16 protein-coding genes are annotated in these 23,138 nt (G+C 49.1%); 7 read left to right on the forward strand and 9 right to left on the reverse strand.

Annotation, left to right across the window (positions count from 1 at the left end):
* Nucleotides 1-69 precede the first annotated feature (69 nt).
* Together RF679_RS14435 and RF679_RS14440 are read right to left on the reverse strand one after the other, a co-directional pair.
* A complete protein-coding gene (locus RF679_RS14435; protein ID WP_309481328.1) occupies nucleotides 70-3,402 on the reverse strand; it encodes an efflux RND transporter permease subunit in 3,333 nt (1,110 codons plus the stop codon).
* Nucleotides 3,403-3,455: 53 nt separating this feature from the next.
* Nucleotides 3,456-4,763, reverse strand: coding sequence for an efflux RND transporter periplasmic adaptor subunit (locus RF679_RS14440; RefSeq protein ID WP_309481329.1), 1,308 nt, complete (start codon nucleotides 4,761-4,763; stop codon nucleotides 3,456-3,458).
* Nucleotides 4,764-5,261: 498 nt separating this feature from the next.
* On the opposite strand from RF679_RS14440, the gene RF679_RS14445 reads away from it, so the two are divergent.
* A complete protein-coding gene (locus tag RF679_RS14445) occupies nucleotides 5,262-5,645 on the forward strand; it encodes an ArsR/SmtB family transcription factor (RefSeq protein WP_373921690.1) in 384 nt (127 codons plus the stop codon).
* A gap of 124 nt (nucleotides 5,646-5,769) precedes the next feature.
* Here the strand turns inward: RF679_RS14445 and RF679_RS14450 are convergent, their stop codons facing one another.
* From RF679_RS14450 to RF679_RS14460, 3 genes are read right to left on the reverse strand one after another with little or no spacing between them, the layout of a single operon-like run.
* On the reverse strand, nucleotides 5,770-6,306 hold the full coding sequence (locus tag RF679_RS14450) for a YybH family protein (protein WP_309481330.1): 537 nt from the start codon (nucleotides 6,304-6,306) through the stop codon (nucleotides 5,770-5,772).
* A gap of 17 nt (nucleotides 6,307-6,323) precedes the next feature.
* The gene (locus tag RF679_RS14455) at nucleotides 6,324-7,346 is read right to left on the reverse strand and encodes a hypothetical protein (RefSeq protein ID WP_309481331.1); all 1,023 of its coding nucleotides are present in this window, start codon (nucleotides 7,344-7,346) and stop codon (nucleotides 6,324-6,326) included.
* Nucleotides 7,346-8,146 carry a sulfite exporter TauE/SafE family protein gene (locus RF679_RS14460; protein ID WP_309481332.1) on the reverse strand — a complete coding sequence of 267 codons (801 nt, stop codon included), beginning with the start codon at nucleotides 8,144-8,146 and terminating at the stop codon, nucleotides 7,346-7,348. Before RF679_RS14460 ends, RF679_RS14455 begins: the two co-directional genes overlap by 1 nt.
* 308 nt (nucleotides 8,147-8,454) lie before the next feature.
* On the opposite strand from RF679_RS14460, the gene RF679_RS14465 reads away from it, so the two are divergent.
* Together RF679_RS14465 and RF679_RS14470 are read left to right on the forward strand one after the other, a co-directional pair.
* Nucleotides 8,455-9,315 carry an MBL fold metallo-hydrolase gene (locus RF679_RS14465; protein ID WP_309481333.1) on the forward strand — a complete coding sequence of 287 codons (861 nt, stop codon included), beginning with the start codon at nucleotides 8,455-8,457 and terminating at the stop codon, nucleotides 9,313-9,315.
* A gap of 83 nt (nucleotides 9,316-9,398) precedes the next feature.
* Nucleotides 9,399-10,520 carry a 6-phosphofructokinase gene (locus tag RF679_RS14470; RefSeq protein WP_309481334.1) on the forward strand — a complete coding sequence of 374 codons (1,122 nt, stop codon included), beginning with the start codon at nucleotides 9,399-9,401 and terminating at the stop codon, nucleotides 10,518-10,520.
* 161 nt (nucleotides 10,521-10,681) lie between these two features.
* Here the strand turns inward: RF679_RS14470 and RF679_RS14475 are convergent, their stop codons facing one another.
* Entirely contained in the window at nucleotides 10,682-14,293 is a 3,612-nt protein-coding gene (locus RF679_RS14475; protein WP_309481335.1) for a bifunctional diguanylate cyclase/phosphodiesterase, read from the reverse strand.
* A gap of 301 nt (nucleotides 14,294-14,594) precedes the next feature.
* Complete coding sequence (locus RF679_RS14480) at nucleotides 14,595-15,914, reverse strand: hemolysin family protein (protein ID WP_309481336.1); 1,320 nt, start codon at nucleotides 15,912-15,914, stop codon at nucleotides 14,595-14,597.
* A 254-nt stretch (nucleotides 15,915-16,168) separates the two neighbouring features.
* On the opposite strand from RF679_RS14480, the gene RF679_RS14485 reads away from it, so the two are divergent.
* The 4 genes from RF679_RS14485 (at nucleotide 16,169) to RF679_RS14500 (ending at nucleotide 20,252) form a co-directional block, all read left to right on the forward strand.
* Nucleotides 16,169-17,149, forward strand: coding sequence for a tetratricopeptide repeat protein (locus RF679_RS14485; RefSeq protein ID WP_309481337.1), 981 nt, complete (start codon nucleotides 16,169-16,171; stop codon nucleotides 17,147-17,149).
* 179 nt (nucleotides 17,150-17,328) lie between these two features.
* A complete protein-coding gene (locus tag RF679_RS14490; protein WP_309481338.1) occupies nucleotides 17,329-17,940 on the forward strand; it encodes a YitT family protein in 612 nt (203 codons plus the stop codon).
* Between the two features lie 238 nt (nucleotides 17,941-18,178).
* Entirely contained in the window at nucleotides 18,179-19,300 is a 1,122-nt protein-coding gene (locus RF679_RS14495) for a beta-ketoacyl-ACP synthase III (RefSeq protein WP_309481339.1), read from the forward strand.
* Between the two features lie 340 nt (nucleotides 19,301-19,640).
* Nucleotides 19,641-20,252 carry an OmpW/AlkL family protein gene (locus tag RF679_RS14500; RefSeq protein ID WP_309481340.1) on the forward strand — a complete coding sequence of 204 codons (612 nt, stop codon included), beginning with the start codon at nucleotides 19,641-19,643 and terminating at the stop codon, nucleotides 20,250-20,252.
* Between the two features lie 186 nt (nucleotides 20,253-20,438).
* Here the strand turns inward: RF679_RS14500 and glcF are convergent, their stop codons facing one another.
* Both glcF and glcE read right to left on the reverse strand, forming a co-directional pair.
* Nucleotides 20,439-21,674, reverse strand: a complete 1,236-nt coding sequence (glcF, locus tag RF679_RS14505; protein WP_309481341.1) for a glycolate oxidase subunit GlcF — start codon at nucleotides 21,672-21,674, stop codon at nucleotides 20,439-20,441.
* Nucleotides 21,675-21,683: 9 nt separating this feature from the next.
* Entirely contained in the window at nucleotides 21,684-23,120 is a 1,437-nt protein-coding gene (gene glcE / locus RF679_RS14510) for a glycolate oxidase subunit GlcE (RefSeq protein WP_309481342.1), read from the reverse strand.
* Between the last annotated feature and the right edge of the window lie 18 nt (nucleotides 23,121-23,138).

Genomic DNA, 23,138 nt, shown 5'->3' on the forward strand with positions numbered 1-23,138 from the left:
TCACCATCCATATCATCGACGTCTGGATCAATGTTCGGATCGATTTTTTGATCGATTTTTTAATCGACCTTAGACTTCTTCCTGCACTTCATACTGACCACGATAAGCAACGAAATACAGCAAAGGAATCACCACCAAGGTCAACAAAGTCGAAACGAAAATACCGAAGATCAAAGAGATTGCCAAACCATTGAAGATGGGGTCATCGAGAATGAAGAATGCACCCATCATGGCGGCCAATCCGGTCAATGCAATCGGCTGTGCACGTGTAATCGCCGACTGTACTACCGCTTCTTTGAAAGCAATTCCCTGCGCCACTTGAACGTGGATAAAATCAACCAATAGAATCGAATTACGCACAATAATGCCGGCCAAAGCGATCATGCCGATCATACTGGTGGCGGTGTATTGCGCTCCCAACAAAGCGTGACCAGGCATCACACCAATGATGGTCAGTGGAATCGGCGCCATGATGATTAATGGCGTCAAGTAGGATCCAAACTGCGCAACGACCAACAGATAAATCAGAACCAAACCGACGGCATAGGCAGCGCCCATGTCGCGGAAAGTTTCGTAGGTGACTTGCCATTCGCCATCCCACTTCAAGCTGTACTGGCGCACCACATCGTTCGGTTGTTGGATGAAGAATTCGTCAAAGGCCAACTGGCTAGGCGCGACGATCTTGTGCAAGTCGTTACGCATCTTGAACATGCCGTACAAAGGACTATCCAATTTCCCAGCCATATCTGCCACCACGTAATTCACTGCTAAACCGTCTTTGTGATACAAAGCTTGTTCGCGCTCTGTATCAGTGACCGTCACCAGTTCACGGATGGGTACCAACTTACCTTGGGCACTACGCACCGTAAGTGCTAACAGCGTATCTAAATTACCCTGTTCGTAGTTTGGCAATTGCAAATAAGCGGAGGCTGGATACTTACTTTGATCATGTAAATAGGCGGCTGCTTCGCCATGCAAGCCCATCCGCAAGCTCGTAACAATTTGCACTTGTGAGATACCGAGCTGCGCGGCCTTTTTGCGATCGACAATCAAGAGCTTACGTGGCGATGCGAAACCACTACTATCATCGACATCGACAATACCTTCCGATTTTTCAAAGACCGCGCGCACTTGCTTCGCCAGCTGACGACGTTCAACATCGCCCGGTCCGTAAATTTCAGCAACGATAGGTGCTAATACGGGTGGACCTGGCGGTACTTCAACCACTTTCACATTAGCGTTCGGGTCGATCTTTCTTGCCAGTGCTTGCAATTGTGGGCGGACCCGCATCGCAATCGCGTGGCTCTTGTCACTACGATGGTGCTTATCAACCAAGTTGACTTGCAAATCGCCCATTTCTGAATCTGCACGCAAATAGTATTGGCGCACCAAGCCATTAAAATTGATCGGTGCTGCAGTACCTGCATAGGCTTGATAATCGCTGACCTCGGGGACGGTTTGCAGATAATTACCCAATTCGCGCAGGACGGCTGCGGTCTTTTCTACAGGGGTGCCTGCTGGCATGTCGACGATCACCTGAAACTCAGACTTATTATCGAACGGCAGCATTTTTAGCTGAACCCAGCCGAGCACCGGTAACAAGACCGACAAACCGATTAAAGCCAGTACGCCCAGACCTAATTTGGCGCGGTTCTTTGCACCCCGTGTTTGGTCAAGGAAAGGACGGAAGACTGCCTGAAATGCTGGTGCCAATTTGGCGCGGAATATTGAGATTATTCCACCTTCGCTGTGATGATCTTCCTTCATCCACAAACGTGCCAACCATGGTGTGACAATAAATGCGATCGCTAAAGACAATAACATCCCCATGCTGGCATTGATCGGAATCGGGCTCATGTAAGGGCCCATCAAACCACTGACAAATGCCATCGGCAATAAGGCGGCGATCACCGTTAAAGTCGCCAAAATCGTGGGACCGCCAACCTCATCCACCGCACCCGGAATAATTTCGACCAAACGTTTATCGGGGAACAATGCTTGATGACGATGAATGTTCTCGACCACAACGATCGCATCATCGACCAAGATGCCAATCGAAAAAATCAAGGCAAACAATGAGACCCGATTCAGCGTGAAACCCCACGCCCACGAAGCGAACAAGGTCACTGTTAAAGTCAGTATCACCGCAGTGCCGACAATCGCGGCCTCGCGACGCCCCAAAGCGATGAAGACCAAAGCCACCACCGACAAGGTCGCGAACAACAATTTCTGAATTAATTTTTTTGCCTTGTCATCAGCGGTCTGACCGTAGTTTCGGGAAACCTTCACTTCGACATCCGCAGGAATCACCGTGCCTTTCAAACTCTCCATGCGAGAAATCACAGCGTCGGCCACTTGCACTGCATTTTGTCCGGGCTTTTTTGTCACCGCGATCGTGACTGCCGGATATTCATGCGCACCGGTTTGGGATGTGGTCTCAGTTGTTGTCCCAGATGCTGCCCCAGGTGTTGTCGCAGATGCAGGCTTGGATTCTGCTTTGCTAGTTTGGCCATGTTGCACCTCGCCATGCCATACGTATTGTGTGATTGGCAGCGCTCCATCCTCAATCTGGGCGACGTCTTGCAAATAGACCGGACGATTATTGCGTACCGCCACCACGAGTTCAGCGACACTCTGAGCATCTTGCAAGAAGGGGCCCGCTTCGATCGCCACGGTGCGATTACCAGCGGTCAATTCACCGGTAGGCAAACCCAGATTAGCGGCTTGCAAAGCTGCTTGCAGATCGAGTACTGTCAATTGGTGGGCCGCTAGTTTGGCGGGATCCAAAGCAATTTGTATCGCGCGTCCAGGTCCACCTATCGTGGTAATTTCGCGCGTACCCTTCACTCGTTTCAGTTCAGCTTCAACACTATGCGCCACTTGTTCAAGGGCCAGTGCCCCTTGGCCCTGTGCTTGGCTCCATAAAGTAAAGGAAACGATAGGCACATCATCAATCCCTTTTGGTTTAATCAGCGGTTCTAAGGTACCTAAGTTGGCTGGCAACCAATCACGATGACTATGCACGGTGTCATACAAACGCACTAATGCTTCCGTGCGTGGAACACCCACTTCGAATTGAACTGTAATAATGGCAAGCCCTGGGCGCGATACCGACATGACGTGCTCGACATTGGCAATCTGACTTAAGACTTGTTCAGCAGGCACCGTCACCATTTGCTCGACATCTTTTACAGAAGCGCCGGGGAAAGGGATCAGCACATTTGCCATAGTGACGTTGATCTGAGGTTCTTCCTCGCGCGGCGTCACAAGCACCGCAAAAATACCCAACAACAAGGCGACTAAGGCGAGTAGCGGGGTAATCTGCGCCATCTGAAAAAATCCAGCGATACGACCAGAAATGCCGAGCTGGGCTTTGGAATTGATCTGCTGAGTAGGCTTCATGATGAACTCTTCTCTTTTCGTTTTGGGATTTTGTCTTGTGCTTTTTTTGTACTTTATTTGGCAGAAAATACTTGCATGGCATCCCTAACGACCACTTCGCCAGCCGCCAACCCACTGAGAATTTCTTGCTCCGCACCCGATACTGGACCTGGTTTAACTTGTCGCATCAATGGTTTTCCTTGTGCGTTCACCACATACACGGCATACACTTCGGCGCGGCGCACAACCGCACTGCGCGGCACATAGAGACGTTGAGCGCTACTCTGATTCAACGCATCTTTGGATGTATCCGTATTTCCAGCAGCACCCGGTCCTGCAGAGAATTCCAAGTTCACCCGGGCAAAGAGACCTGGAACAATCGACTTCGGTGCATTGGCCAAATCAAATCGCACTTGCACGGTGTGCGTTGTCGCATCGGACACCGGCAAAATCGTCATAGCCTTCGGCTTCACAAAGCGTTCACTTGCTGGCAAAGAGGGAAATTCGATTTTCATTTCACTCTCTTTGTTGAGCATCGCCAAGCGTGCTTGGGGTACGTTAACCATGACGCGCAAATAGCGAGGGTCATACACCGTCATCACAGGCTTACCTGGCATAGCCATTTGCCCTGGAGCCGATGGCATCGCCGCAACAAAGCCATCAAACGGCGCTTTCAGCGTATAAAAACTCGATTGGGTTTGTACCGCAGAGGCCTGAGCAATTTGCGCTTGCGCTTGGGCGGTGCTTGATTTCAGAACGGCCGCGGCGCGATCGAGCTGCGCTTGACTGATGTAATTTTTTTCAAACAAGGCTTTTTGTCGTTCGAAATCTTTTTCGGCCAATACAACATTGGCTTTCAAGGCTTCGATGTTGGCGCGACTAGCAGAAAGTTCTTGCTGGGCGGCGCGAGCATCAATATGCGCAAGTACCTGACCTTGCTTAATTGGATCGCCAGCTTGCACCATAATCTGTTGCACCACGCCTGCCACTTGCGGCGCAATCTCTGCGGTCTTAACCGCTTCCACCACACCATCGACCGTCAAACGTGCACTATCGTTGCTACCGCGCACCGGCACTGTCGCCCAGCGTTTCGATTCAGTCACTGCAGTCGCCGCAGTAGATGGTTTATTTTGTGTCGCGACACTAGGCGAAGCACCAGCAGCCTTCCCGGTATTTTCAAAACTGAGTCCCAACGCCGCGCCAGCAAAACCAAGACTCAGTAGAGTCACCATGACTTTCAATTTCGAGTTTGGCTTTGAACTTGAATCCGAGTTCAACATCAAGTTCGATGCCAATCCCGCGCCAGTCGAGGTTCGTGTCTGGCTTTGAATTTGGCCTGAAGTTTGACTTTGAGTCTGCGTCATCACTTTATCGAGCTTCATTTTCGTTCCCATCATCTTTTGAAAGTACGGTTTTAGGATCAAGTTTCCAGTCAGGAGTGCTATTCCTGTTTTGCAGCTTGCCTCGCCAATGATTGGTAGCGCAAGCGGCACTAGGTTTAAATCTGGAGTGGCGAGACATCGCTTTCTATTTGTTTTTTCTATTGACTTGCTATTCCATGCCACACATCATATACTTATTTGCGCATTTACGCAAATACGAAATAAAAATTTTTTTGTTTTCACATTTGCAAGTGGCAAGAATGTTATTTTTTGAAAAATACTTCTTTTGACTACCAAAAAATTCGAATCGCGCTCAGAGCGAGGTTAAATAGAGCCGTTGATCAAAGAAGAAGCGTTTCAGAACCATAAGAAACAAGACGGGCGCTGCAATTCAGCGCTCCCAGAGAGAGGAAAAAGAGCGACTGGCGTCCTCAAGCTTGCGCCTCCTTCTTTCAACTTCTCGATTTTTGATGCGGAAAACCAGAGCGAGCGTTTACAATGATGACTTCAATAACTCACACATGTACCCGAATGGAAGGCTTATCGGAATTGGCGTTAGACCACGTAGCTCAATATTTCTCGGCCCTTTCTGAACCGAGTCGCCTACGAGTGTTGAACATTTTGCGCGATGGTGAACGCAATGTCGGTGAGCTAGCGGAGATGTGCGCCTGTTCACAGGCAAATATTTCACGTCATCTCTCCACTTTGGCGAAACACGGAATGGTGGTGAGAGAAGCGCGCGGCACCACCGTTTTCTACCGCATCGCCGATGAATCGATTTATGCTCTGTGCGATTTGGTGTGCGGCAATCTCGCCAAACGCTTGTCGGAACAAGCCAATCTTCTCGGCAATGTGAATGCTAAGAAACCGCGCAAGGCCTGAGATTTTTCAGCCTCTACTTGCTGGCAACTTGTTGTTGATTGTTCTACTATTCTCAGACATCAATGCAATCAACTAATCGCTTGTCGATTGCTGCAATACTTAAGCGACCTAGACGAACAGGCCCTTAGTCCTTTTTGCAGCGGCGAATATCAACGCCACGATCCATTACAATCTTCCATTGCTTGCCGTCCTTACGCCAAATAGAAATATAGCGAGCGATCTGTACGCCCTTGGCATCAAACACGGGGCCACTACTGCTCGCCAACTTCCCCGACAACAAAATCAATATTTCATCGGGCTTCCATGAAAATGGTGCCTGAGGATCTTCAAAAAAGTGTTCCCAGCTATCGAGAATGGCTGCTTTGCCCTCTAATACTTTCGGCCCCGTGATAAATACTGCGTCGTCCGCAATGTAATGAGAAAAAGCTTTAAAGTCTCTTTGTGCCAGTGTGTTCGCGAACTCGTATTCGATTTTTTCGACTTCCGCTTTGAGCGCTGACAGATTAGCGGGCTGTGCCTTCGCATTGAATAATGGCGCTTTCTTTGAAAGCCCTTGGGCGAGCGCTTCTTGTCCCGCCAGCATGGTCAAACTGAGTCCGGTAACCACACTGACACAGCGCAAAGTTCGTGTGAATGAAAGATAAAATTTGGTCGACCACATACGCCTTGCCTCACTGATCAAAATGTTCGCCATGCCTCTGCACCGTAGAGCGCATCATAAGACTCTAATTCGCACGCCTGGACGCCAACTGCTTGTAGAAAATAGAGTTTTCCTGAATCTTTTTCTCCTTTGGGATGCACATACCAAGCCGGCTGAAATCGCTTAGGAAAATTCATAAAATAGCGGGCCCGTTCGATCAACAGCCAGCGTAAGAACACTTCATTCTCACCAAGTCCCAGACCAAAAATCAGTAAGGGCTTATGAAACAGAATGTGCAACCAGGTCGACGCACCTGACCATTGCTGTGGATCGGTGCCCGCAGACAAACGCTGCGCGCCTTTATGCAGACGCGTTCGAGCACGTTCAACGGAGCCCATGTAATGACTCAATCCAAGTCGAATACTACGATGATAACGCTGCATACCATTGACATGCCAAATGCCGAAGCCAGCGCACGGATGCTCTAACACCCGATCCGAAAAATAGGCTTCCCAAGGATAAAAATCAGTAAAACCTTGACTGTCGTCACCATTCGCACAAGCAAAAAAGAAGCGCGCATCAATGGCTTGACTGAGGCTATGCTCGAAATTTGTGGTCAAGACCGGCACTTGTCTGGCACGCGCCCAATGCATGATGTAGCGATGTTGTTCCAACGGCGTCCACGCAGACATCAAATCACAAAACTGCTGTTGCAGGCTGCGTTCCAGCGACTGCGCCTTGGGTTTATTGACATTCGCTTTGCTTGCTTGGCTCAAGCCTGACATTGTTGACGATGTTGATGCCGATGTTGAAGTATGAAGCTTACGTCGTTTGCTATTGGCGCGCGTGGCCCCTAGGCGTAGATCCAAAATATCATAAAACTCCGTCAGCGAAATGCCACTTGGAAGGCTACCGCTAAAGTCCTTTAAATGGCGCTGGGCCAACAGTCGCAAAAGATCGTCCCATGAGTTCTGCTGATCTTTGCTTTGATATCGATTGATGCCATTCCCAATTAAGAGCGCAGGCGCCTGAGCTTGCTCCAGTAAGTCACGCAACTGCATCAATTCAACACCTTCCAGATAAAACTCACGGCGACCGTGGCCAGCAAGGACGCAAAAATCATTTGAACGATACGAGAAGGTAAGAAATTGGCGATACGCCGTCCCGCTAAGACACCGACCACCGACATCGTCGCAAATAAGGCAGAGAACAAAATAGGGATTTGCGCGCCGTGTAAGAGCGCAGAACCAACCGCAACTGAACCAACCAAACTGATCACCATCAATGAAGTCGCCGCCGCACTCTGCATCGATAGATTCGTAAAATGCCGCAACAAGGGCACAATGATGAAACCGCCGCCAACGCCAAGCATGCCGGTTGCAAACCCGGCACACGAGCCGATCACACTAATGACTGTGGCGGTTTTGATATTCCAGTCGAAGCGCCCGGTCGACGCATTTACTAAAGCGATTGCCGATGGATTGATCGCATCATCCGCAGCACGTAAGGCCTGACGAACCAAGCGAATTACGACGATCAAGAGCACCACAGCAAACGCCGCCATCAAGGTCTTTTGCGAGAGATCTTTCGCAACCCAAACACCGAGCGAAGTCATCGGCGCCCCCACTAGGGCCATCAAAGTTGCCGCCTTATAGCGCACTTGGCGCCGACGTAGTCCATCAATTGCACCAATCAAGGCACCTAAACTCACCGCGAGCAAGGCCACCGGCATCGCCTCTTGCATCGTCCATCCTTGGCTGTACACCAAGGCGGGCACGGCGAGCATGCCGCCACCAGCACCAGTCAGGCCCATAATCAAGCCGACCGCGATACCGATCAAGCTGGCTAACAGCAAAGCCATTGAGGCATCCTTTTCATTATCGAATTCCTATACTTTTCCAACCGGTTGGGCGCGCCGGCACATCGAGTCATCGCGCATTAAAAATGCATGCTAGAGCGATCCTTCAATCTCAGAAATCACCGAAATATTTACTGTTTTCCATCATGATCCGTCGCGAAGATCATCTACCAACTCAGTGGTCTCAACTTGTCGCGAAAACACTGTGTCCAAAAAGCCTGCGCTAGCACAAATCTCTTCATTCAAAGTCTTGCGTTCATTGTATGGTTTGCTATGATGCCAGTCAATTCACGACTCTTTTGATGATCGATATGACACCCAATATTCTCAGTTTCTTTGACCCTGTTACCTGCACCGCCAGCTACATCGTATTTGATCGCGAAGGTGGTACTGCAGCGGTAATTGATCCAGTGCTTGATTATGATCCCAAATCTGGTCGCACCAAGACTAAATCAGCCGATTCGCTACTCACCGCACTCGAAGAAAAAGGTTTGCGACTCGAGTGGATTATCGAAACACATGCGCATGCCGATCATTTATCTGGCGCGCACTATCTGCGCAATAAGGTCGGCGGCAAGATTGCGATCGGAGTCCATATCGATCAAGTACAAAACGTCTTCAAAAAGCTGTTCCATCTCGAACCTGAATTTGCAGTGAATGGCTCGCAGTTTGATCATCTTTTCCAAGAAGATGAAACATTTCACATCGGTGATCTGCAGGCCAAAGCCTTATACGTACCGGGTCATACGCCGGCCGATATGGCCTATCAGATCGGTGACGCGATCTTTGTTGGTGATACCATGTTTATGCCCGATGTTGGCACAGCGCGTTGCGATTTTCCTGGCGGCGATGCGCATATGTTGTACCGCTCCGTCCATCGCCTGCTGGGCTTCCCTGGCGAAACGCGTTTGTACATGTGCCACGACTATCCGCCGAATGGACGAGAAGTGCGTTTCTACACGACTGTTGCAGAGCAGCGCCAACACAACATCCATGTGCGTGACGGCATTAGCGAGGAAGACTTTGTCGCCATGCGTAAAAAGCGCGATGCGACCTTAGATATGCCGATGCTGATTTTACCTGCCGTGCAAGTCAATATTCGTGCTGGCAATCCACCTCCACCGGAGGCGAATGGCATCAGTTATCTCAAGATTCCATTGAATGGGATTTAATCCTTAATTAAGTGCTTAATTTGATCTGCGCACTCAACGACACACTTCTTCGACGCTCTGAAATTCCTGAATAAGGACGAACTATGACCCAGCCTATCAAACGCATCGCCATCTCCACAGGAGGCGGTGATGCTCCAGGGCTCAATGCCGTGATTCGCGCCGTCACCCTAGCGGCGCAACGTCGGGGTTGGGAGGTGTTTGGTATTCGCGAAGGATTCAATGGCATCCTGCTGCCTGATCGATACCCTGTCAACGGCGTATTCCCCATCACTAAAGACATGGTGCGCGGCATCAGCCACCTTGGCGGTACCATACTTGGCACGACCAATCACGGCAATCCACTCAGATTTGTCGTCACTGATGCTGACGGCACTCGGCGCGAAATCGACCGCAGCGACGACATCATTGACCACCTACGTGCAATGAATATCGACGCATTGGTCTGCGTCGGTGGTGATGGCACACTGACGATTGCCAACGTGCTCCACCAAAAAGGTCTAAGTAAAGGACTGCGCGTCGTTGGCGTACCGAAAACCATCGACAATGATTTAGATAAGACTTACACCACCTTCGGCTTCGATACGGCAGTTGCGTTTGCGACCGATTGCATCGATCGTTTGCATAGCACGGCAGAGAGTCACCAACGAGTAATGGTGGTGGAAGTGATGGGACGCTATGCTGGTTGGATCGCATTACATGCGGGCATGGCTAGCACGGCTCACGCCATTCTGATTCCAGAGATTCCCTACGATCTCGACAAGATTGCCGCGAAAATTCGAGCGCGCCAACAAGCCGGACGCAATTACAGTATCGTCGTGGCAGCTGAGGGCGCGCTCCCCAAAGGTGGCCAACGCTATCTCGAAGAAAAAGCAAAGTTAGGCGAAGTCGAGCGCCTTGGTGGCATTGGTGAACAACTGGCTCACCAACTTCAAGAAATCACCGGCAAAGAAGCACGTGCCGTGGTTTTGGGCCATCTCTTGCGCGGTGGTAGCCCGACCTCCTTTGATCGACTCGCGGCAATGCGGTTTGGTGCGGCCGCCGTGCGAGCGCTTGACGAAGGACATTCAGGGATTATGGTTGCACTCGCTTTCCCAAATGTGAACTACGTCAGACTAGAGGAAGTAGCGGGCCGTATGAAGGGTGTTGATCTCGATGGCGATACCATACAAACGGCACGAGATATTGGGATTTGCTTAGGCGATTAATTGGCGAGCCAGAATGGAAATTCGTATCCAAATGAAGATTACGGAGAACTGAAGCAAAGAACTAAGGCAAAAAACAAATTCAAAAAACTAAGGCGGAGATCAAATACCAAACCACACATCTTCGCCAGTTTCAAAAGTACCGCGCGACCCCAATCACAAGCTCACTCACGGTCTTTCATAAAGGCCTCAAATTGGGTGGCATTCAAAGGCCGTGCAAAGAAGTATCCTTGGACTTCATCGCAATTCTGTTCACGCAAGAAGTTTAACTGTTCTTCGGTTTCCACCCCTTCCGCAATGGTCTGCAAGCCTAAACTCTGGGCCATACTAATCACCGCACTCACGATCGCTTTATCTTCAGGATCGGAGCTAATATCGCGTACGAATGATTGATCAATTTTGAGTTTGTACACTTTAAATTTCTTCAAATAACTGAGCGATGAATATCCCGTACCAAAGTCGTCAATCGACATGCGCACACCACGATCATGCAGATCGTTCATGATGGCAATGGCACCTGGCGGATCAATCATCGCCACCCCTTCGGTCAATTCCAATTCTAGGAATTCCGGAGCGAGATTCACCTCACGTAACATCTGCGTCACAGTCACTGGTAAATCACTATGACGGAATTGGATCGCAGACAAATTGACAGCGATACCGAGCTTAGCCCAGCCCTTTTCATGCCAAGCTTTGGTTTGCTCAATAGCTGTGCGCAACACCCATTCACCGATCGAGATAATCATGCCAGTCTCTTCTGCGACCGGAATAAATTCCGCGGGTGACACATTGCCAAGGTCAGGATGCGACCAACGCAGCAATGCTTCAGTGCCGATCACCATTCCTGTGTCCAAAGCAATCTGCGGCTGATATACAACATGGAACTGATGGCGTTCGAGTGCATAGCGGAGTGCATTCACCAACTCGAGATGGCGCCCCGATCGCGCTTGCATTTCTTGCGTGAAGAAGCGGAAGTTATTGCGACCATCTTGCTTGGCGCGATACATTGCAGTGTCAGCATTCCGTAACAGCGTTTCAAGATCTTCACCATCCTCGGGATAAACAGCAATGCCAATCGACGCTGAGATATTCAAATCATATTGACCGATTTGGTAGGATTGGCTCACTGTCGTCAGCAATTTTTCTGCGACGCGCTCAGCGCCGATTTCATCTGCGCCTGTCAACAAAAGAATAAACTCATCGCCGCCTAGACGTGAAATCGTATCCCCTTCTCTTAAACTATCTTTGAGGCGCTGGGCAAGTTCGATCAGCAAAGCATCGCCCGTGCTGTGGCCGAGTGAATCATTAATATTTTTAAAGTGATCCAAATCGAAAAACACCAAGCTCAACTGTGAATTGGTGCGCTTCGCGTTGGCCAAAGCAAACCGCGCGCGCTCTTCGAGTAAAACACGATTCGGCAATCCTGTCAGAACATCATAATGAGCTAAGTATTGGATGCGCTCTTCGGTTCGTTTTTTATCGGTAATGTCTTCTTGTACCGACAAGAAATGAGTAATCTTGCCATCGACATCTCGTACTGGCGAGATATGCGCGAACTCTAAGTACTCTTTGCCGTCGATGTAACGGTTCACCAACTCTCCTTGCCAGCTCTCTCCTCGACGTAGGCTGTCCCACATCTCTTCATAAGTGAACAAAGGTGTCTTACCTGACTGAAGAATACTTGGTCGCTGGCCGATCACTTCCTCCAAAGTCTTGCCGGTTTTCTGCACAAAGGCCGCGTTCACATATTCTATGCGCGCTTCGGTATCTGTAATGATAATGATATTCGGGCTTTGCTCGACCGCCTGCGACAACTTTCGCACATTACTCTCAGTCCTATTTTTCTCAATCGCAATTGCCAAAAAGTGCGCTGCCATTTCAAGGAGCATGATGTGGCCCGCATCTGGCGCGGTTGGCTCGGCGTGGTAGATCGCGAAAGCACCAAGTATCCGATTGTTGGAAGAGCGGATCGGCTCTGACCAGCACGACGCAAGGCCCGCGGCCAGTGCCAATTCTTTAAAGTTCACCCAATATGGATGGCTCGCAATATCTTCCACAATCACTCTTGTGCCGGAATGCATCGCATGGCCACAAGATCCAATTCCCTGCCCGATAGGAAGACCTTCGATTGCTTTACTATAGGTCGGAGAAAGGCTTGGTGTAGCACCCGTCTTGATATGTTTTCCATCGTTTTCCAGAAGCAAAATTGAACATTTACTACCAGGAATAATGCTCTCGAGTTGCTTAACGACGTCATCGAAGAAAGTATCGAGCGCACCGGAACCATTCAAGCGCTCCAACATAAAACTACGCAAGCTTTCCATACGCCGCGAACGTTGACGGCCGGCTTCCAATTCAAAACGATTCAAAGCAAAACTCAAATCCATTGCCAACTCAATCAAGAGGGTGCGAATCTCTTCATCGAATGCATTCAAAGATGCAGAATACAAGCAAATAACGCCATGTACTGCGCCATTTTTAAACAGAGGTAAAGCTGCGGCGGAACGCCAGCTCATACGTTCTGCATGTTCCCGCCACTGTTCATCTTTGCAGCTCGCAATATAATCTTGACACCAATGTGCACGACCATCTTTAGCAGCCAGTACGGGGGTATCGATTGCCATGTTACTTAAATCGCTCATCGAGAATTCTGTTTGCATCAATTGCTCGCTTCCCAGTCCATCAACCGCCACTGGTTTTATCACGTGCCTATCCTCGTTCAGCAATCCTATCCAAGTCATTTGAATGCCAGCGTACTGCACCGTATCGCGACAAATTTGTTGAAATAATTCATCCTCTGAATGACTACGGACAATGGCTTGGTTACATTGACTCAAAATATTGTAAAACTGGGTCAATCTTTGATTGCGGATTTCAACATTGCGTCGATGGCTATCAACCCGCGCCAATTCCACTTGCGCGGCACTGAGTAAACCCAGAACACTGAGTTCTAGCCCTTTCCGTACTGGGATCGGATCGGTAAACTCACCGCGACCAAACTTCGCAATGTAGTTCCTTAACTCATGAACTGAGGCACCCAGTGTAAACTGTAAGCTCTGATGAGAGCGCCAAAGAACATAGACCGTAACGGCACTTACCAACACAAATAAAAGGCGCATGCGCATCGCCAAATCCACCGCTCGCTTCACACTCTGATCGGTGCGTTTTTCCATGATGTGGTGAAATTCGGCGATAGGCTGCATGATCTTCGCCTTTGCCAAGCGGTATTCATCGCCCGTCAACAGATCAATCGCTTTTTGTCTTTGTACTTCGCGCTTGTCAACTCGCGATTCATACACTTCGAAGGCGGCCTGCTCAATCGAGGCAAGCGCGTCAGAATTCATTTTGGCCTCAGCCAACTTAGCGAACTCGTCGGTCGTGACTCCAACATTCCTCATCAAATCAAGAAACGCCACTTTTTCCCCACTTGATGGACGTGGACGTTTGTTGTCACTCAATACGAGATCCCAATAGATTTCGTGGTAATCAACTGGACGCGCGATCAGACCGTCGCGGATGGCCAATATTTCTTTGTAATGGTCTTTGTAGGCGATATCGCCGGTCATGATGTATGACCGCGCCATCCGTGTCAGATCATCAGAGGATTGTCGCAATTCGCTCGCGATAAGGTGGGACTTCAGACGCGTCTCGTTGAAGCGATCGATCTCTTTTTCAGATTCGACATAGAGTCCGAACGAGACGAAGAATAGGACCAACAAGCCCAAGGCCAACCAGAAACTTCGTGTGAACCGGAGAAACTGATACGGTGTATTCATCGAGAGTCATCCAAAACTGACAAGCGCAGGTTTTGCCATGGACGGCGAATTCATCAGACCAGCTTAATCAATGCTAGTGAACATATTAGAAGATCAAGAGTGATGCTTGTTGCAGACTTCTAGACACGTACGCTGGGCTCGGGAATTTCTTAAAGCGCCCTGATGCCAACGTCAATAAGATTAATATATGCCGCCCGAAAGTCTTTACATTGAGCGAAATTAAGCTATCTGTCTAGTCAAGATGGGGATTTACAACAGAATATCAGCATGCTGTGACACCCCCCCACCTCACTCTCACCAATTAATGATCACGCGTTGTTCCTTGATCGCCCTTTGGATGAATTCTGACCAAGAGTATACGCGGCCCATTCATCTTCTTAACGACCGCATCGAACTGCGGGAATTCAATTTTTTGACCTTCTTCCGGTAAGTCGCCGAGCGCGTGCATAATCAAACCACCGATCGATTCAACCTCTTCACTATCGAGATCAATCCCCAAGGCGATACCGAGTGTGAACAAAGGTAGGCTGCCTTTACCGATCAAGGTACCATCATCAAGCAAGGTCCAATCATTGTCGTTCTGACGGAATTCATCACGTATTTGCCCGACTAGCGCACTCAAGAGATTATCCAGTGTTAAGAACCCCACTGGTTTAGCATCACGATAACCTACCATCGCAAAGTGTGGAGCTCCTTTGCGGAAACGACGGAACAGTTCCAGAGCTGGCATATTCGGTGGCACCACTTCGACATGACGCAGATGCTTACTCAAATCCTGCAAGGATTTACCGCTTTGCTGCGCCAAAAACAGATCTTTCAGATGCAAAGTACCCAACACCGTTTCACCATCACTGTCGATATAGGGGTAACGACTGAAACGATTACGCGCGGCGGTTGCCATATTTTCTTCAAGGCTGGCATCTTTATACATCGCTACCACCTCACTAAACGGGCGCATCAGATCGGAAATCTCAAGATCACCAAAATCCAACATCTGCGCCATGATGCTCCACTCATCGGGTGTTAGCTTTTTGCTGGCATGACTACCACGCAAAATCATTTTGAGCTCTTCCGGCGAGTAATGGGCATCACTACCGTGACTTGCATCCAAACCCAACCATTTCAATACTTTATTGGCGCTACCATTCAGCACCCAAATCGCTGGAAACATCAGCCAGTAGAACAGATACAAAGCGGGCGCAGTCCATAGCGAAACGCGTTCAGGCATGCGGATTGCCATCGACTTGGGCGCCAATTCACCCAAGACGATATGCATAAAGGAGATCACGAAAAATGCGAAAAAGAAGGAGATCCCGTGAATCAACTTTTCTGACTCCACTCCGACGGTGACCAACAGTGGTTCCAACAGACGTGCGAAAGCAGGTTCACCAATCCAGCCCAAGCCCAATGAAGCAAGGGTGATACCGAGCTGGCAAGCGGATAAATAGGCATCGAGATTTTTATGCACAACGGCGAGCACGCGCCCGCGTAAGCCACTGACTTTGGCGATACTTCTTACTCTTGTTTGCCGCAATTTGACCAAACCAAACTCGGCTGCAACAAAGAAACCGTTCAGCACAACCAAAGCAAATGCCGCAATAACCAGTAATAAATTGTCCAACGTCCATCTCTCTCAAAAACGTACAAGGCTCTACTTTACCGCATAAATACGACATGCTTATAACAAGTACATGATTATCAACAATGCCGTTGACGCAGAAATGATTGCGTTTCAAGACGTCAAGACATCAATTCGTAATTTGTTATTCTCATGTCATCGCATCCCGCTTGTGTCGCGTTAGCGAAAAAGTACTATCCATACTCGTTCCACGATGTATGTTTTCAAACCACAGAATTCAAGAAAGATGTTCAATCATGCTCAAAAAGACAACTTTGATAGCGACCATCATTACATTAAGCTTTTCTCAACTAGCTGAAGCACATGAATTTGATAGCTTACTCAAAGCAAGAAAGTATGTAGAGGCAGAAAAGGCTGCCAACGCACGCCTGCAGGCGAGCCCCAATCATCCCGATGCGCTGGCCGCGAAAACTGAACTCATTTTGATCGAAGGTAAGGAGAGCCGCTTAGACGAGGCTTTAAAGCTCGCGGAACAATGTATCAATGCCAATCCCAAGTTTTCCGAATGCTATGAACTGCATGGCAACATCAACGGTCTGAAAGCACAAAGGGCCAGCGTATTCACCGCCATGAGTTACGCCAATAAATTTAAAGATTCCATCCGCAAAGCGATGGAGCTGGATCCCAATAATTTCGGTGCACGTTTTTCCATGCTGCAGTTTTATATCCAAGCACCGAAAGTGGTTGGTGGAGGGAAGAAAAATGCAGAAGAGTTCATTGCAGACACCAGTAAGACTAACCCGGTCGCGGCCACACTTTTTCAAGCACAGCTCGATATTGCGAACGACAATTTAGCCAAAGCACAAAGTATCGCACTGAGTGTCAATACCGCGAACATTGAAGGTTTAAATCGAATTCATCGATCTGTTCTGACCAGTCTCGGACACAGTTTCATCAACAATAAAAAGTATAGCGAGGCAGACAAGGTTTTCACCGATGCCAATTTACGTTACCCCGACTTCCCACTCGGGAATTTTGGCTTAGGTAAGAGTTTGCAAGAACAAGGGAAACAGAAGGAAGCGATCGCCTATTTCGAAAAAGCTATCGCGATCGAAGCTAGTGCGGCGGCTTACTTCCGTCTCGCCAAAGCACAGCAGTCGCTCGGTGAAAAAGCCAAGGCCATCAGTAACTTTGAAAAAGCCTTAAATAGCCAACCCGGCTTACCGAAAGCTTCGAAGAGCGAGGCTGAAGAACAACTCAAAACGCTCAAATCCTAAGTGCGAAACCGAACTGACTGATCCATCACCGCGCAAAAAACTGCTCGATTCTGCTGAAGCCTAGGCAGAATTTGAGCAGCGTCAAGCAAAGGCCGAATCGACATGTGAGTCGGCCTAGTTCAAGTCTACAATGTGGGACATTCATTTCTCTGTTTTGTTACCACATCATGAGCGCCGCCATGCCCGCCGTCCCTACCGCCGTCCCCCATCATTTTTTGGAAGACGTTCTTGCCATTTTTACAGGCACCCTATTGGTATCACTCGGCGTCGCCATGTTTAAACAAGCCGGCCTTTTCACGGGCGGCACGGCTGGCTTAGCCTTCTTGATTCATTACGCCACCAACCTGAGTTTTGGTTTGGTTTTCTTCTTAATTAATCTACCGTTTTACTGGTTCGCATGGCAGCGCATGGGATGGCAATTCACGCTGAAGACTTTTTGTTCTGTTGGTTTGGTTTCGATTTTTTCTAGCCTTCATCCACAAATGATACATTTGAGCACCATCACACCTTTTTATGTGGCGATCATCGGTGGCTCTTTAATGGGAGTCGGTTTTATTGTTTTGTTTAGACATCATGCCAGTCTCGGCGGTATCAACATTTTGGCTTTGTACTTGCAAGATAAACATGGAATTCGTGCAGGAAAATTGCAAATGGGCCTAGACATCGGCATTGTTCTCGCATCATTTTTTATTGTGCATCCGATTGCCATGCTGGCCTCTGTCCTCGGCGCGGTGGTTCTCAATCTGGCCATCATGCTCAATCACCGTCCAGGGCGCTACTTAGCAGTTTGAAGAACTCCTCTAACTTTTTGTGGAAGCGCAAGTCTATTGGAAGCTTTGTGTAGAATGCGACACTGAAACGCAGCCATCAAGGTCGCGTCAAGCTCGTCAAAGAATGAGCTTTTCTGCAGTGTCGGCATGGCCTGACGCCTGTTCTTAGTCTGCCACGGCCGCAGCATAGACTTCGCGTTTGACAGTCAAAGATGCTAAGCTGCATCACATTACAACACCACTCCACCGAGGAAATCAGATGAATCAAGTCGTCATCAGCGGCACCGGTTTATATACGCCAGATCAATCCATTTCAAACGCCGAATTGATCGCCTGCTTTAATGCCTACGTTGAGCAATACAATCAAGAGAATGCAGCGGCAATCGCCAATGGAGAATTACAAGCCCTCGAACCTTCAAGCGAAGCGTTTGTAGAAAAAGCCTCGGGTATCAAATCACGTTACGTGATGAATAAAGATGGTGTACTCGATGTCAATCGTATGGTGCCCCGTATTCCAGAACGCAGCGATGACGAGCCGTCGATTATGTGTGACATGGCAGTCGCAGCAGCCAAACAAGCTTTGGAACGCGCAGGGAAAACAGCGGCTGATATCGATGCGGTAATTTGTGCGGCTTCGAATATGCAACGCGCATACCCAGCAATGGCGGTTGAAATTCAAAATGCTCTGGGCATTGACGGCTATGGCTATGACATGAACGTTGCTTGTTCCTCTGCCACGTTTGGTATCCAAGCTGCGATGAGCGCCATCCAAAGTGGTCAAGCGCGCGCTGTATTAGTTGTCAATCCTGAGATTACCAGCGGCCATTTGAATTGGCGCGATCGCGATAGTCATTTCATTTTCGGAGACGCTTGTACCGCAATCGTTTTGGAACGCGCTGATCTCGCCACTTCGGCGCACCAGTTCGCAATTTTAGGGATGAAATTAAAAACCCAATTCTCAAACAATATTCGCAACAACTTCGGCTTCTTAAATCGTGCTGATGAGAGTGGCATCGGCGCTCCGGATAAACTGTTCCGTCAACAAGGTCGCAAAGTATTTAAAGAAGTGTGTCCAATGGCAGCCGAGACCATCACGAGCACGGTTCAAAGTGCAAGTCTGAACGTTGAGAGTATCAAACGCTTCTGGCTGCATCAGGCTAACCTGAACATGAATTTGTTGATCGCCCGCCTCATCCTTGGTCGCGATGCCAGCCCTGAAGAATCACCAACGATTCTCGACACTTACGCGAACACTTCCTCGGCAGGATCCATCATTGCTTTCCACAAGCACCAAGATGACCTCGCTAAGGATGCGATCGGAGTCATCTGCTCTTTTGGTGCTGGTTATTCGATTGGATGCGTGGTCGTGAAAAAACTCTGATGAGACACCAACATTCGAGATAGTAAAACTCGGATGAAGAATAAGGGCTGAGTACTTGCTTTACCCTCATGCGCCACAAGCGATTGTGGCGCTTTTGTTTTGAATCACCGCCATCGTTCATGCACTAGGCACGACTCGATATTAGGCACGACAAAATTCAAGGTCTGTGCAGGCAAAATTACCCAAGTTTGCGCTACCGCAAACCCACACCCGCTTTCCACCTCAGCTCCCTTAGCGCTTGATCTAGCTCAAATCTAATGGTGCAGTGCGCAACTACACTGCTTTCATCAAATTTTGATTTTTTGATTAACACTTCAGTTCAACACTAAGGAAATACAAAATGAAAAAGATCGTTCTCGCACTCTCTTTAGCTGCACTCGGCGCTGTTAGCACACAAGCGATGGCTCAAGAAGGTACTTGGTTGTTGCGTGGTCGCGCAGTCAATATCAGCCCAGCAAATGGTTCTGATCCAGTCGGTGGCACTGGCGCAGCAGATCGCATCACTGTCAGCAAAAAAACTATTCCTGAGTTCGATGTCTCTTATTTCGTGACACCGAACATTGCAGCAGAATTGATTTTGACTTACCCACAAAAACACACTGTGTATTTGGATGGTGCGGACATTGGTACGTTCAAACATTTGCCACCAACTTTGTCTTTGCAATACCACTTTGCTCCAACTGGCGATGTCAATCCTTACCTCGGCGCTGGCGTGAACTACACCAACATATCTTCTGTGAACTTGTTGGGCGGCAAAGGCGGTTTGGAAAGCAATAGCTTTGGCTTGTCTTTGCAAGCTGGCGTTGACTTCAAGATCGACAAAAACTGGTCTTTCAACATCGATGTGAAGAAAGTACAGATTCGCAGTGACGTCAGCTTGAGCGGCGCGAAAATCAGTGCTGTAAAAGTTGACCCAGTATTGGTTGGCGTTGGTTTCGGCTATCGCTTCTGACCTAAGCGAAAAGACTACTTGATTCGACCTCCTCCCCTTCGAGTAGTCTAGCCTCTTGTTTTGGGGTGTAAGCAGATGGAACCTCGTTTCAGCTGTGATGCACATTAATCGCCATTCTCTTTGAGTTTGGCGATTTTTTTATGCACTGACTAAAATCCAGCTGTTTGCCGAGAGTCGCTAGCTAAATCAAGTTTTGTCGATCGCTCGATCGAGTAGCATGATCCAATGTTCCACCGGTGTATTGGTGCCTGTCTGCAAATGAAGTTGGCAAGCCATATTGGCCGACACAATACGTTCACCTTCGCACTCTTGGAGCGCTTCTACTTTTTGATCGCGTAGTTGTTGCGATAAGGGTCCCTGCAAAATCGAATACGTGCCCGCTGATCCGCAACAAAGATGCGCATCACGACAAGTGCGTACTTCTGCGCCGAGCTCACGCAACAAATCTTCAACAAATCGATCTTCACGCAGACCATGCCGCAAACTGCAGGGCGCGTGCCACGCAAGAGTTTGCTCGATCTTGCCGCCCAATCTTTCAATCAGCTGATGGCGAAAGGAACTTAAATACCGCCCGACGTCCATACTTTTACTCGCCATTACTTTTGACTTCTCCGCGTACACAGGATCCTGCGCTAACAATTCGGGATAATCATGCACCATCAGGCCACAACCGGAAGCCGTCATCACGATCGCTTCCGCTCCTGATTGCAAATGCGGCCACCATGCATCAACGGTCTGACGCGCCTGTTGGCGAGCTCGCTCAGCATCGCTTAAATGTAGAGCAACCGCTCCACAACATTGCGACTGTGCGATTTCAATGGCTTGTACCCCACAAACATCCAACACGCGCGCCGTCGCTGCATTGATTTCCGGCCCCAAAGCAGATTGCACACAACCAGCCAATAGAAGCACCTGCCGTGGGTGTTGGGTAACGGGACGTTTTAACAATTCAGGCGCGACTGTCAAAGGAATTTTTTTCTGCAGTGAATCTGGCAATACAGCACGCATACCGCGTCCCAAGTGCAAGGCCATGTTGAACAGACGAGGATTCGTCAGTCCATGTTTGAGCCCAGCCCGTAACAGAGATTGCCAGAAATTTCGAGGTGAACGCCGCTCCAGTTCGGTTCGACCAATATCCAATAAGCGATGATATTGCACGCCTGAAGGACAGGTCGTCTCACAGCTACGGCAGCTCAAACAGCGATCCAAATGTGAGTGGGTGATCGCACTCACTTGCTGCCCTTCCAACATTTGTTTGATTAAGTAAATGCGCCCGCGTGGGCCATCTAATTCATCTCCTAGCAATTGATACGTAGGGCAAGTCGCATTGCACATACCGCAGTGCACGCAACTACGCAGTATGCTCTCTGCTTCAGCACCTTCGATAGTGGCTCTTATTTCGGGCAATAAATTCGTTTGCATTCTTCACCATTACCTGTGGTTTGAGCGATCGTTTCGGCCGAGATCAAACACCCCGGCTGGATCAAACACCATTCGTATTCTCTCCTCGAGCACGCGCTGTGCTGCGCTAACGTCACTGAACGCTAACTCACCAGTTGGCACATTTCTGAACATAGTCGCATGACCACGCATCTGGCGCGCAAAACTTCGCACCACTTCAGCGTTTTCCATCGTCCACAACCAGCGTTGCGCACCACCCCATTCGATCAAACTCTTACAGCGAAATTCAGGCGCTGGCGCACTACTTGGCAATGACAAACGCCACAAAGGCATCGCTGGTTCGGCGGCAAAGAAAAAGTGTTCTTGTTCACGCACGCTCTGCCAAAATTGAGCATCATTATCGATCCGTAAGCCCCCGAGTTTGTGATGGGTTTGCTCGATGACTTCGACTAAACCAGACAAGCGAATACTCAAACGCCCCGCATAATAACAACTGGCTGAGATCGGCAAACATTCTTGCGCCCAACGATGCAGCGCCAGCATCGCGTCGTGCTCAGACATCGCGAAGACCAGACTACATTCGACCTGCGGTTTGGGCACCACCTTCAACGTCACTTCCATCACCGCACCCAGCTTGCCTAGACTGCCGACACACAAGCGCGGCACGTCGAAGCCTGCCACGTTCTTGATCACCTTCGCACCAAAGCGCAAAACTTCGGCGCGACCGTTCAAAAGCGTAATACCGAGCACATGATCTTTGATGGCAGCGGTATAAGCGCGGCGCGGCCCCGATATCCCGCACGCAAGCATACCGCCGATGGTCGCGCTCGGACCGAATAAAGGAGGCTCAAACGCCAACATTTGTTGATGCTGATCCAACAACACGTTCACTTCACTGAGCAAGGTTCCCGCTTTCGCTTTGATATACAGTTCACTCGGTTCATATTCCATCACTCCGGCGTAGGCGCGGGTATGAAAATCGTCCACTTCCACCACACCACCACGCTCTGATCCATCAGTATCGATTGAAGAGGCACTACGCCCATACCAAGTTTTACTCGCACCACCGACGATGCGTAATTTTCTTTGCTTTGCTAAAGCCTCGCGTATTTGTTCGCGCCATGGCATCAAGTGATCTTGTGCGACAGTGGATGTAGTGGGATGCTCTTGTAACTCACTTGGATCACTTACTATCGCTGGCGTCGAGACACTTAATTGCACCGAACTAGTGACTGCTTCGGTTCTTGGAGTAGCAAATGTTGAATCCGATTGAGCCGACGGTGCATTATCACGCTTGGTATTTCTTTTCGTCGATTTAGGTACTCTTTTGGGGCTTGCTTGAGTTTCCGACGAGCGCGTAGATACCTCAACAGCACCATTCTGCAACGCAGATGGAGGGATACTCTGCGCCGAAGCACTTTCAGCCTCTACCGTGCTTTTGACAGTCGTTCGTTTGGTACGTGCCATATCAGATCGCCTATCAAA

Source organism: Undibacterium cyanobacteriorum (assembly GCF_031326225.1).
In the GTDB taxonomy this organism is placed as follows: domain Bacteria; phylum Pseudomonadota; class Gammaproteobacteria; order Burkholderiales; family Burkholderiaceae_D; genus Undibacterium; species Undibacterium cyanobacteriorum.

Excerpts from the sequence above, each read along its gene's own strand:
- RF679_RS14440 (WP_309481329.1), bottom strand. The coding sequence starts at position 4,763 with ATGAAGCTCGATAAAGTGATGACGCAGACTCAAAGTCAAACTTCAGGC.
- RF679_RS14495 (WP_309481339.1), top strand. The coding sequence starts at position 18,179 with ATGAATCAAGTCGTCATCAGCGGCACCGGTTTATATACGCCAGATCAA.
- RF679_RS14485 (WP_309481337.1), top strand. The coding sequence starts at position 16,169 with ATGCTCAAAAAGACAACTTTGATAGCGACCATCATTACATTAAGCTTT.
- RF679_RS14500 (WP_309481340.1), top strand. The coding sequence starts at position 19,641 with ATGAAAAAGATCGTTCTCGCACTCTCTTTAGCTGCACTCGGCGCTGTT.
- glcE (WP_309481342.1), bottom strand. The coding sequence starts at position 23,120 with ATGGCACGTACCAAACGAACGACTGTCAAAAGCACGGTAGAGGCTGAA.
- RF679_RS14490 (WP_309481338.1), top strand. The coding sequence starts at position 17,329 with ATGCCCGCCGTCCCTACCGCCGTCCCCCATCATTTTTTGGAAGACGTT.
- glcF (WP_309481341.1), bottom strand. The coding sequence starts at position 21,674 with ATGCAAACGAATTTATTGCCCGAAATAAGAGCCACTATCGAAGGTGCT.
- RF679_RS14435 (WP_309481328.1), bottom strand. The coding sequence starts at position 3,402 with ATGAAGCCTACTCAGCAGATCAATTCCAAAGCCCAGCTCGGCATTTCT.
- RF679_RS14475 (WP_309481335.1), bottom strand. The coding sequence starts at position 14,293 with ATGAATACACCGTATCAGTTTCTCCGGTTCACACGAAGTTTCTGGTTG.
- RF679_RS14450 (WP_309481330.1), bottom strand. The coding sequence starts at position 6,306 with ATGTGGTCGACCAAATTTTATCTTTCATTCACACGAACTTTGCGCTGT.
- RF679_RS14455 (WP_309481331.1), bottom strand. The coding sequence starts at position 7,346 with ATGCAGTTGCGTGACTTACTGGAGCAAGCTCAGGCGCCTGCGCTCTTA.
- RF679_RS14470 (WP_309481334.1), top strand. The coding sequence starts at position 9,399 with ATGACCCAGCCTATCAAACGCATCGCCATCTCCACAGGAGGCGGTGAT.
- RF679_RS14460 (WP_309481332.1), bottom strand. The coding sequence starts at position 8,146 with ATGGCTTTGCTGTTAGCCAGCTTGATCGGTATCGCGGTCGGCTTGATT.
- RF679_RS14445 (WP_373921690.1), top strand. The coding sequence starts at position 5,262 with ATGATGACTTCAATAACTCACACATGTACCCGAATGGAAGGCTTATCG.
- RF679_RS14465 (WP_309481333.1), top strand. The coding sequence starts at position 8,455 with ATGACACCCAATATTCTCAGTTTCTTTGACCCTGTTACCTGCACCGCC.